Source organism: Streptomyces sp. DI166 (assembly GCF_900091315.1).
Classification (GTDB): domain Bacteria; phylum Actinomycetota; class Actinomycetes; order Streptomycetales; family Streptomycetaceae; genus Streptomyces; species Streptomyces fuscus.
The window spans coordinates 1-10732 of the sequence record NZ_FLSP01000163.1 but is presented as its reverse complement, the minus strand read 5'-3'; the positions used below and the strand labels follow the sequence as shown (position 1 = coordinate 10732).

Below are 10732 nucleotides of genomic sequence, written 5' to 3'. Positions count from 1 at the left end.
TTTCCTCCGGGCGAAGGCTAGGCCGTTCCCGCTCACCAGGTCTCCGGTTCCTTCGAGGTCTGCCACTGCGGCGGGCGGGTGCCCCTGAGGCGGAGGGCGCAGAGGGGGAACAGCAGGACCGAGAGCATGGCCGCGCCGACCAGGGCCGCCGCCTCTGAGGTGGGCAGGGTGCCCGCGTCGGTGCCGATGGCGGTGATGGCGACGACCAGGGGGAGGGCGGTGGAGGCGAACAGGGTCAGGGCGCCGCGGTCGTCGCGGTCGAGGTCGGGCGGGGCGAGGGTGTACACCGGCACGCCCCGGACGACGAGGAACAGGCCCAGGAACACCGGCAGGAGCAGCAGCGGGCGGCCGCCGGAGAGGAGGGCGGCCAGGTCGAACTCGATGCCGGTGACGACGTAGAAGACCGGGACCAGGAAGCCGAAGCCCATGGCCTCGACCTTGCGCATCACCCACTCCGCGCTGCGCGGTGCCGAGCCGTGCAGGACCAGGCGGGTGATCACCCCGGCGGCGAAGGCGCCGAGGAGGGTGTCCAGGCCCAGTTCCTCGGCCAGGCCGAGCATCAGGGCCAGGAGCAGCACCACCAGGCGTACGGCGAACTGGCCGCTGGTGTGCAGGGTGGTCTCCACGACCCGGGTGAACCACGCCGAGCGCGGGCGCGTCGCCCACCAGACCACCAGCGCCGTCAGCAGCGCGAACACGCCGAGCACGATGGTCGAGCGGCCCGGCGAACGCCCGCTCAGCAGCAGGGTGATCGCGATGATCGGCCCGAACTCGCCGAGCGCGCCGAAGGACATCATCACCGCGCCGAACCGGGTGCGCAGCCGGCCCGCGTCGCGCAGCAGCGGCAGTACGGTGCCCAGGGCGGTGCTGGTCAGCGCCGTACCGAGGTAGACGCCCCGGTCGAAGCCGGAGATCAGGGTCGCCAGGCCCAGGCCCACGGCCAGCGCGATCAGCCAGGCCGCCGCCGAGCGGCGCAGGGTGTCGCCGCGCACCCTGTCGAACTCGATCTCGTACCCGGCCAGGAAGATCAGCATCGCCAGGCCCAGGTGGGCGAGGGTGTCGACGGTCTCGCCCTTGCCCGCCCAGCCGAGGACGTCCGGGCCCACCAGGATGCCCAGCGCGATCTCGAAGATGACCAGCGGGACCGGGAGCCACCGGCCCACCGCATGCGCGAGCAACGGCGCCACCGCCGCGATGGCCATGATCAGGACGAGCGTCCCGGTCTGCGACATGAACCCTCCTTGGAGTAGTACCCCATAGGGGTATACCGTGGAGAGCGGGATCCCTCGTGGACCCCGTGAGCCCCACATGCCACGACGAGGAGTGCAACATGAGCGTGAGCGCCGTCTACAAGGTCAGCGGGATGAGCTGCGGACACTGCGAGGGCGCCGTCTCCGGCGAGATCTCCGAGCTGCCCGGCGTCAGCTCCGTGAAGGCCGTCGCCTCCACCGGCGAGGTGACCGTGATCTCCGCCGAGGCGCTGCGCGAGGAGGACGTACGGGCCGCCGTGGACGAGGCCGGGTTCGAGCTCGTCGGCGTCGCCTGAGACCCGAGGAAAGCCCCCGATCATGTCCACCACCTCCGGCCCCACCGCCCCGATAGCTCCCGTCTCCGAGGTCGAGCTGATCATCGGCGGGATGACCTGCGCCTCCTGCGCGGCCCGCGTCGAGAAGAAGCTCAACCGGATGGAGGGGGTCACCGCCAGCGTCAACTACGCCACCGAGAAGGCGCGGGTCAGTTATCCGGCGGGGGTCGAGGTGGCGGACCTGATCGCCACGGTCGTGAAGACGGGGTACACGGCCGAGGAACCCCCGCCGCCCGAGCCCGCCCCGGCCGACGAGGCCGCGGTCGCCGAGGAACGGGACCCCGAGACCGATGCCCTGCGGCAGCGCTTCACGATCTCCGCGCTGCTCGCCGCGCCCGTCGTGCTGCTCTCCATGGTCCCCGCGCTCCAGTTCGACAACTGGCAGTGGCTGGCGCTCACCCTCGCCGCGCCGGTCGTGGTCTGGGGCGGACTGCCGTTCCATCGCGCCGCCTGGACCAACGCCCGGCACGGCGCCGCGACCATGGACACCCTGGTCTCGGTCGGCACGCTGGCCGCGTTCGGCTGGTCGCTGTGGGCGCTGTTCTTCGGCGACGCGGGCATGCCGGGGATGCGGGAGAGCTTCCGGCTGACCGTCGGCGGTATGGACGGCGCCTCGTCGATCTACCTCGAAGTGGCCTCCGGGGTCGTCGCCTTCATCCTGCTCGGCCGCTATCTGGAGGCCCGCGCCAAGCGGCGCGCGGGGGCGGCGCTCAGGGCCCTGATGGAGCTGGGCGCGAAGGACGTGGCCGTCCTCAGGGACGGGCGCGAGCAGCGCGTCCCGGTGGACCGGCTGGCCGTCGGGGACCGGTTCGTGGTGCGGCCCGGCGAGAAGATCGCCACCGACGGCACGGTCGTCGAGGGCGTCTCGGCCGTGGACGCCTCCATGCTGACCGGGGAGTCCGTGCCCGTCGACGTGGCGGCCGGGGACACCGTCACCGGGGCCACCGTGAACGCCGGCGGACGCCTGGTCGTCGAGGCCACCCGGGTCGGCGCGGACACCAAGCTGGCCCGGATGGCGCGGCTGGTGGAGGAGGCGCAGAGCGGCAAGGCCGAGGTGCAGCGGCTCGCCGACCGGATCTCCGCCGTCTTCGTGCCGGTCGTGCTGGTGCTCGCGGTCGCCACCTTCGGCGGCTGGCTGGGCGCGACCGGCGACACCGTCGACGCGTTCACCGCGGCCGTCGCCGTCCTGATCATCGCCTGCCCCTGCGCCCTGGGCCTGGCCACCCCGACCGCGCTGATGGTCGGCACCGGGCGCGGCGCCCAGCTCGGCATCCTGATCAAGGGCCCCGAGGTGCTGGAGTCCACCCGCCGGGTCGACACGGTCGTCCTCGACAAGACCGGCACCGTCACCACCGGCCGGATGACCCTGCACGAGGTGTACACCGCCGAGGGCACCGACGAGCGGCAGGCGCTGCGCCTCGCGGGCGCCCTGGAACACGCCTCCGAGCACCCGGTGGCCCGCGCGGTCGCCGTGGGCGCCGAGGAGCGCGTCGGGGAGCTGCCGCGGGCCGAGCACTTCGAGAACGTGCCGGGGCGGGGCGTACGCGGCCTTGTGGAGGGCCGCGAGGTGGCCGTGGGGCGTCTGTTCGCCGAGCTGCCCCAGGAGCTGGCCAGGGCCCGCGAGAAGGCCGAGAGCGACGGGCGTACGGCCGTCGTGGTGGGCTGGGACGGATCGGCGCGGGCCGTGCTGGCGGTCGCCGACACCGTCAAGGAGACCAGCGCCGAGGCCGTGCGCGAGCTGCGCGCGCTCGGGCTGACGCCGGTCCTGCTCACCGGGGACAACCGGGCGGTCGCCGAGGCCGTGGCGCGCGAGGTCGGGATCGAGCAGGTGATCGCCGAGGTACTGCCCGAGGAGAAGGTCGAGGCGGTACGGCGGCTGCGCGCCGAGGGCCGCGCGGTCGCCATGGTCGGCGACGGCGTCAACGACGCGGCGGCGCTCGCCACGGCCGATCTGGGACTGGCCATGGGCACCGGCACGGACGCGGCGATCGAGGCCGGCGATCTGACGCTGGTGCGCGGGGACCTGCGGGTGGCGGCGGACGCGATCCGGCTGTCCCGGCGCACCCTTGCCACGATCAAGGGAAACCTTGTATGGGCGTTCGGATACAACGTGGCCGCGCTGCCGCTGGCCGCGGCGGGGCTGCTGAACCCGATGATCGCCGGGGCGGCGATGGCGTTCTCCTCCGTGTTCGTGGTCTCGAACAGCCTGCGCCTGCGATCCTTCGGCTGAAGACGGCGGAAGTTACCGGCAGTTAGCCGGTGCGGAGGGCGGGGGTCCTCTGGAGTCCGACGCGAGCCTCACATAAGCTCTTCACAAGGCTCGCGCATCATCCTTACGCTTGGGTCTCGTTCGGTTGATCGGGGCTCTTGCGCATCTAACGGACATATGCAAGAGACGCAGATCACAGTGATGTGAACGTAACCATCGAAGGGGTTCGAAGGTCTAAGTTGGCGATGTCAGTGAGCGTCTTGGGGGGCGCGAACTGGCATCTGGGGATGTCTTGGGGGACTTCCTCAGAGATGCGTTGCCGGGGCACGCACACCGGGGAGCTTTGAGCGGCCCTCCCGAGCGTGCGTTGTCCCGGCAGACCGCACACCGAGTAGTACGAGAACTTTTGCTCGTTCTGCTCAACGCAGTACCGAACAACAGCGATTCAGGCGCTGTCCTCGCAGACGCCCGGCCGGATCCCGTGGGGGGAATCCGCACCGGGACATGGGAAGGCGCCCTGGACGTCGGCCCGTGGGGGGACCGGCGCCAGGGCGCCTTTCGCTTGCTGAGATCACCGGGTGCTGACGGGCGCCGCGAGCTGCTCCCACCCAGGGGCGCGGGGAACTGCGCGACCGGCCGGAGCCGGCCGGCAGCCGCCCACGCTCCTCAGGTGGCGAGCCCGGCGCCCCCACCGGCAGGTGCTAGCGCTCCTCGACCGGGACGAAGTCGCGCTGGACCACGCCCGTGTAGATCTGGCGGGGGCGGCCGATGCGGGAGCCCGGCTCCTTGATCATCTCGTGCCACTGGGCGATCCAGCCCGGCAGCCGGCCGAGGGCGAACAGGACGGTGAACATCTCCGTCGGGAAGCCCATGGCGCGGTAGATCAGACCCGTGTAGAAGTCCACGTTCGGGTAGAGGTTGCGCGAGACGAAGTAGTCGTCGGAGAGGGCGTGCTCCTCCAGCTTCAGGGCGATGTCCAGCAGCTCGTCGGACTTGCCGAGGGCCGAGAGGACATCGTGCGCCGCCGCCTTGATGATCTTGGCGCGCGGGTCGAAGGACTTGTACACCCGGTGGCCGAAGCCCATCAGGCGGACGCCGTCCTCCTTGTTCTTCACCTTGGTGATGAAGGAGTTGACGTCGCCGCCGTTGGCCTGGATGCCCTCCAGCATCTCCAGCACGGACTGGTTGGCGCCGCCGTGCAGCGGACCCCAGAGCGCGGAGATACCGGCCGAGATCGAGGCGAACATGTTCGCCTGCGAGGAGCCGACGAGGCGGACCGTCGAGGTCGAGCAGTTCTGCTCGTGGTCGGCGTGCAGGATCAGCAGCTTGTCCAGCGCCGAGACCACGACCGGGTCGAGCTCGAACTCCTGCGCGGGCACCGAGAAGGTCATCCGCAGGAAGTTCTCGACGTAGCCGAGGTCGTTGCGCGGGTAGACGAACGGGTGGCCGACCGACTTCTTGTAGGCGTAGGCCGCGATCGTCGGAAGCTTGGCGAGCAGACGGATGGTGGAGAGGTTGCGCTGCTGCTCGTCGAACGGGTTGTGGCTGTCCTGGTAGAACGTCGACAGGGCGGAGACCACCGAGGACAGCATCGCCATCGGGTGGGCGTCGCGCGGGAAGCCCCGGTAGAAGTTCTTGACGTCCTCGTGCAGCAGGGTGTGCTGCGTGATCTCGTTCTTGAACGTGCTGAGCTCGTCGACCGTGGGCAGCTCGCCGTTGATCAGCAGGTAGGCGACCTCCAGGAAGGTGGAGCGCTCGGCCAGCTGCTCGATCGGGTAGCCGCGGTACCGGAGGATGCCCTGCTCGCCGTCGAGGTAGGTGATGGCGGATTTATACGCGGCCGTGTTGCCGTAGCCGCTGTCCAGGGTCACCAGACCGGTCTGGGCGCGGAGCTTGCCGATGTCGAAGCCCTTGTCACCGACGGTGCTGTCGATCACCGGGTAGGTGTACTCGCCGTCGCCGTACCGCAGTACTACAGAGTTGTCGCTCACGTCTTCCCTCACCGACGTTGTGCCTCTTCTTCGAGGTTGCCCTGACTGTCTCTACCATCCCCCATTTGGCGCAGGAGAGTGCACTCGGGGTCGACCATTGGGCTTATTGACGGCACTCAGTGCCGCCAACCTGCTCATCCTGCCCCCTCCGCCCCGGCAACCGGAAGGGCTCTGTGACCTTTGCGACTCGTTTGATCGATCAAATTTCACTCACCCCTCCGTTTCGGGGGCTGAGAGCCTGGCACTCAGCCCTCCAGCGCGCGTGGTGCGAGCCTGAAGTCCAGCGCCGTGCAGCGCCGCCCGGCGGAGACCGTGCGCACCGCCTGGCCGATCGCCTTGCGCGAGCCGACCAGCACGACCAGCCGTTTCGCCCGGGTGACCGCCGTGTAGAGGAGATTGCGCTGGAGCATCATCCACGCGCCCGTGGTGACCGGGATCACCACCGCCGGGTATTCGCTGCCCTGTGAGCGGTGGATGGTCACCGCGTACGCGTGCGCCAGCTCGTCCAGTTCGTCGAACTCGTACGGCACCTCCTCGTCCTCGTCCGTCAGCACGGTCAGGCGCTGGTCGACCGGGTCGAGCGAGGTGACCACACCGACGGTGCCGTTGAAGACGCCGTTGGCCCCTTTCTCGTAATTGTTGCGAATCTGGGTGACCTTGTCCCCCACGCGGAAGACGCGGCCGCCGAACCGCTTCTCCGGCAGGTCGGGGCGGCCCGGGGTGATGGCCTGCTGGAGCAGGCCGTTGAGGGTTCCGGCGCCGGCCGGTCCGCGGTGCATGGGCGCGAGCACCTGGACGTCCCGGCGCGGGTCGAGGCCGAACTTGGCCGGGATACGGCGGGCGGCGACATCCACGGTGAGCCGGCCGGCCTCCTCGGTGTCGTCCTCGACGAAGAGGAAGAAGTCCTTCATGCCGTCGGTGACGGGGTGCTGTCCGGCGTTGATCCGGTGCGCGTTGGTGACCACGCCGGACTGCTGGGCCTGACGGAAGACACGGGTGAGGCGGACCGCCGGGACGGGGCTGTGCTCGGCGAGCAGGTCGCGCAGGACCTCGCCCGCGCCGACACTGGGCAGCTGGTCGACGTCGCCGACGAACAGCAGGTGGGCGCCCGGCGGGACCGCCTTGACCAGCTTGTTCGCCAGCAGCAGGTCCAGCATCGAGGCCTCGTCGACCACGACCAGGTCCGCGTCGAGCGGGCGGTCCCGGTCGTAGGCCGCGTCCCCGCCGGGCTTCAGCTCCAGCAGGCGGTGCACGGTGGAGGCCTCGGCGCCGGTCAGCTCGGCCAGGCGCTTGGCGGCGCGGCCGGTGGGGGCCGCCAGCAGCACCTTGGCCTTCTTGGCGCGGGCCAGCTCCACCACCGAGCGGACGGTGAAGGACTTGCCGCAGCCGGGGCCGCCGGTCAGCACGGCGACCTTCTCGGTCAGCGCCAGCTTGACCGCGGCCTCCTGCTCGGGCGCGAGGTCGGCTCCGGTGCGGTCCTTCAGCCAGGCCAGCGCCTTGTCCCAGGCCACGTCCCGGAAGCCCGCCATGCGGTCCTCCTCGGTGCGCAGCAGCCGGAGCAACTGGCCGGACAGGGACAGCTCGGCGCGGTGGAAGGGGACGAGGTAGACGGCGGTGACCGGCTCGCCGTGCTCTCCGTGCTCCCCGGGGACCTTCTCCCGTACGACGCCGGGGTCGCCGCTCTCCTCGTCCGGTTCGGACAGCTCGGCGAGGCACTCGATGACGAGGCCGGTGTCCACCTGGAGCAGCTTCACCGCGTCGGCGATCAGACGCTCCTCGGGGAGGTAGCAGTGCCCCTGGTCGCTCGCCTGGGAGAGCGCGTACTGCAGGCCCGCCTTGACCCGCTCCGGGCTGTCGTGCGGGATGCCGACGGACTGGGCGATGCGGTCGGCGGTGAGGAAGCCGATGCCCCAGACGTCGGCGGCGAGCCGGTAGGGCTGGTTCTTCACCACGGAGATGGAGGCGTCGCCGTACTTCTTGTAGATGCGCACCGCGATGGAGGTGGAGACCTCGACGCTCTGCAGGAAGAGCATCACCTCCTTGATCGCCTTCTGTTCCTCCCACGCGTCGGCGATCTTCTTGGTGCGCTTGGGACCGAGCCCCGGCACCTCGATGAGCCGCTTGGGCTCCTCCTCGATGATCCTGAGGGTGTCCAGGCCGAAGTGCTGGGTGATGCGGTCGGCGAAAACCGGCCCGATGCCCTTGACCAGCCCTGAGCCGAGATAGCGGCGAATGCCCTGCACGGTGGCGGGGAGGACGGTGGTGTAGTTCTCGACGGTGAACTGCCGCCCGTACTGCGGATGCGAGCCCCAGCGGCCCTCCATCCGCAGCGACTCCCCCACCTGGGCGCCGAGCAGCGCGCCGACGACCGTGAGGAGGTCGCCCCCACCGCGTCCGGTGTCGACGCGGGCCACCGTGTAGCCGTTCTCCTCATTGGCGTACGTGATGCGTTCCAGCACGCCTTCGATCACCGCCGGATTGGACATGATCCGACGGTACCGTCCGGGTACGACAGCGGGCCGGGGTCCTCAACCGACCTGTGCCTTCACATGGTCGATGACCTTCGTGAACTCCTCCGTCGGGGAGAACTCGACGAACTCGCAGTCCTCCAGGGCGACGGGGACGTGCCCGGGGCCCCAGTAGTAGGCGGAGCCCTCCTCGTACACCCGCTCGCCGTCCTCGAAGACCATCCGCAGTCGGCCCTTCTTCAGATAGCCCCAGTGCGGGCACTGGCAGGCGTCGCCGGGCAGGCCCTTGAACGCGGGGCCCAGGTCGGTGCCCTCGGGCAGGCGGACGAAGCCGACGGACATACCGCCGCCGATCGGCTCCAGGCGCAGTTCCACTCCGCCGCCCTCCATGGCGACCGGTGCGCCGTCCCTGGTCACAGCAGTCATGACGGTCACTTCCCCTCGGTGTCCCCGAGCGTCCCTCCTTCCAGCCTGGCCCCCTCCGGCGTGGAGCGCGACCACGGCAGGGGGTCGGATGCGGCAGGCTGTACGCGGGCGGGACGCCGTGGACAGGGATCTCGAATCGACGCGAGCGGGGAGTGAACTCATGGACGACTACGACCTTCTGGTCGTGGGATCCGCCAATGCCGACCTGGTGATCGGTGTGGAGCGGCGGCCCGGCGCCGGTGAGACGGTGCTGGGCTCCGATCTCGCCGTGCACCCGGGCGGCAAGGGCGCGAACCAGGCGGTCGCGGCGGCCCGGCTGGGGGCGCGGACCGCGCTGCTGGCGCGGGTCGGCGACGACGCGTACGGGCGGCTGCTGCTGGACTCGCAGCGGCGGGCCGGGGTGGACACGGTGGGCGTGCTGGTGGGCGGGGCGCCGACCGGGGTCGCGCTGATCACCGTGGACCCGTCCGGGGACAACAGCATCGTGGTCTCGCCCGGCGCCAACGCCCGGCTCGCGCCGCGGGACGTACGGGCCGCGGCGAGCCTGTTCCAGGCCTCGCGGGTGGTCTCCGCGCAGTTGGAGATCCCGTTGGAGACGGTCGTGGAGGTGGTGCGGAACCTGGCCGACGGCAGCCGGTTCGTACTGAACCCCTCACCGCCGCGCCCGCTGCCCCGGGAGGTGCTCTCCGCCTGCGACCCGCTGATCGTCAACGAGCACGAGGCGAAGGTCGTCCTCGGCGACGCGGCGGTCGGGGGCCGGCCCGAGGACTGGGCGGGGATCCTGCTGGCCAAGGGCCCGCGTTCGGTGGTGGTCACGCTGGGCGCGGAGGGCGCGCTGGTGGCGTCCGCCGAGGGCATGACCCGCATTCCGTCCGTGAAGGTGGCCGCGGTGGACACCACCGGCGCCGGTGACGCCTTCACGGCCGCGCTGGCCTACCGGCTCGGCTCGGGTGCCTCGCTGACCGACGCGGCCGGGTACGCGGCCCGGGTGGGCGCGGCGGCGGTCACGAAGGAGGGGGCGCAGGGGTCGTTCCCGACGGCGGCCGAGGTCGAGGCGCTGTAGGTCCCGGACATGCTTCGAGGGGCCCGGTCCGTCGACCGGGCCCCTCGGCTTCTCCCCCTCCGTGTCAGAACCCCCCGCGATCCCCCCAGATCCCCCTCCAAGAAGTTCCGACGCCAAGTACGACCCGCGACCCCCGCGGAGGGTTGCACGGTTCCGCGGAATTTTTTTCCGGCGGGGAGAACCTGCTGGACAACCGTGCCGGAACCGGGGTTCCGACGATAGGCTCACCGCCAATATTGGGACCGTGGCCAGAAATCCAGTGGGGGGTAGTGGTCATGGAGGCGGAACTGGTGTGGCCGGGTGGGGACCCGGCCGGACTTCGGTTCGCGGTGTCTCCGTTGTGGGAGGTGGCGACGAGCTTCCGGCTGCTCTCGGCCGGGCTCGCGCACGCGGTGCACCGCCCCTGGATGGAGCAGGTACGTCCACGGGTGACCGCGGCGGGGCTGGACCGCGAGCGGCTGGCCGAGCTGGTACCCTGCGACGGGTACGTGCCCGACTTCCTCAATCCGGCCCCGGCCGGCCCGACGCCGACGCTCGCCGAGGAGCTGGCCGTGCTCCGGCAGGTGCCGGCCGAGCGGGTGCGGCGGGACCTGGTGCGGCTGGAACGGGAGCAGGGGCTGTCGCTGGGGCCCCGGCTGCGGGCCCTGTACGACGATCCCGAGGCGCAGTTGCCGAAGGTGGCCGAGGAGATCGAGACGTACTGGCAGCTCGCGCTCGCCCCGTACTGGGCGCGCGTCCGGGCCGTGCTGGACGCCGATGTGATGCACCGGGCCCGGCAGCTCGCCGAGCACGGCACCGCGTATCTGCTGAACGACCTGCACTCCCTGGAGCGCTGGGAGGGCCCCACGCTGCGGCTGCGGCAGCGCGGGCGGGGGCCCCGGCCGGGGGCCGAACTGGTGCTGGTGCCGTCCGTGTTCGCCGGGCCCGGTCTGTTCACGCGGGTGTCGCCGCCGGACCCGCCGCAGCTCGCCTACCCGGCGCGCGGCACCG

8 protein-coding genes are annotated in these 10732 nt (G+C 71.1%); 4 read left to right on the top strand and 4 right to left on the bottom strand.

From position 1 onward, the window contains the following. Positions 1 to 32 precede the first annotated feature (32 nt). A complete protein-coding gene (locus GA0115233_RS38400; protein ID WP_093725198.1) occupies positions 33 to 1232 on the bottom strand; it encodes a cation:proton antiporter in 1200 nt (399 codons plus the stop codon). A gap of 98 nt (positions 1233 to 1330) precedes the next feature. On the opposite strand from GA0115233_RS38400, the gene GA0115233_RS38395 reads away from it, so the two are divergent. Together GA0115233_RS38395 and GA0115233_RS38390 are read left to right on the top strand one after the other, a co-directional pair. After that, positions 1331 to 1546, top strand: coding sequence for a heavy-metal-associated domain-containing protein (locus tag GA0115233_RS38395; RefSeq protein ID WP_093725196.1), 216 nt, complete (start codon positions 1331 to 1333; stop codon positions 1544 to 1546). 22 nt (positions 1547 to 1568) lie between these two features. Continuing rightward, a complete protein-coding gene (locus GA0115233_RS38390) occupies positions 1569 to 3815 on the top strand; it encodes a heavy metal translocating P-type ATPase (protein WP_093725194.1) in 2247 nt (748 codons plus the stop codon). A gap of 680 nt (positions 3816 to 4495) precedes the next feature. Here the strand turns inward: GA0115233_RS38390 and GA0115233_RS38385 are convergent. From GA0115233_RS38385 to GA0115233_RS38375, 3 genes are all read right to left on the bottom strand, one after another. Further along, positions 4496 to 5785, bottom strand: coding sequence for a citrate synthase (locus GA0115233_RS38385; RefSeq protein WP_093725192.1), 1290 nt, complete (start codon positions 5783 to 5785; stop codon positions 4496 to 4498). 245 nt (positions 5786 to 6030) lie between these two features. Then, on the bottom strand, positions 6031 to 8271 hold the full coding sequence (locus GA0115233_RS38380; RefSeq protein WP_093725190.1) for an SF1B family DNA helicase RecD2: 2241 nt from the start codon (positions 8269 to 8271) through the stop codon (positions 6031 to 6033). Positions 8272 to 8313: 42 nt separating this feature from the next. Then, the gene (locus GA0115233_RS38375) at positions 8314 to 8679 is read right to left on the bottom strand and encodes a hypothetical protein (RefSeq protein WP_093725200.1); all 366 of its coding nucleotides are present in this window, start codon (positions 8677 to 8679) and stop codon (positions 8314 to 8316) included. Positions 8680 to 8839: 160 nt separating this feature from the next. Between GA0115233_RS38375 and GA0115233_RS38370 the strand changes: the two genes are divergently transcribed. Both GA0115233_RS38370 and GA0115233_RS38365 read left to right on the top strand, forming a co-directional pair. Further along, on the top strand, positions 8840 to 9742 hold the full coding sequence (locus GA0115233_RS38370) for a ribokinase (RefSeq protein WP_093725188.1): 903 nt from the start codon (positions 8840 to 8842) through the stop codon (positions 9740 to 9742). A gap of 275 nt (positions 9743 to 10017) precedes the next feature. Beyond that, positions 10018 to 10732 (top strand): transcriptional regulator (locus GA0115233_RS38365; protein WP_093725186.1); only part of this gene is annotated, 715 nt, incomplete at its 3' end.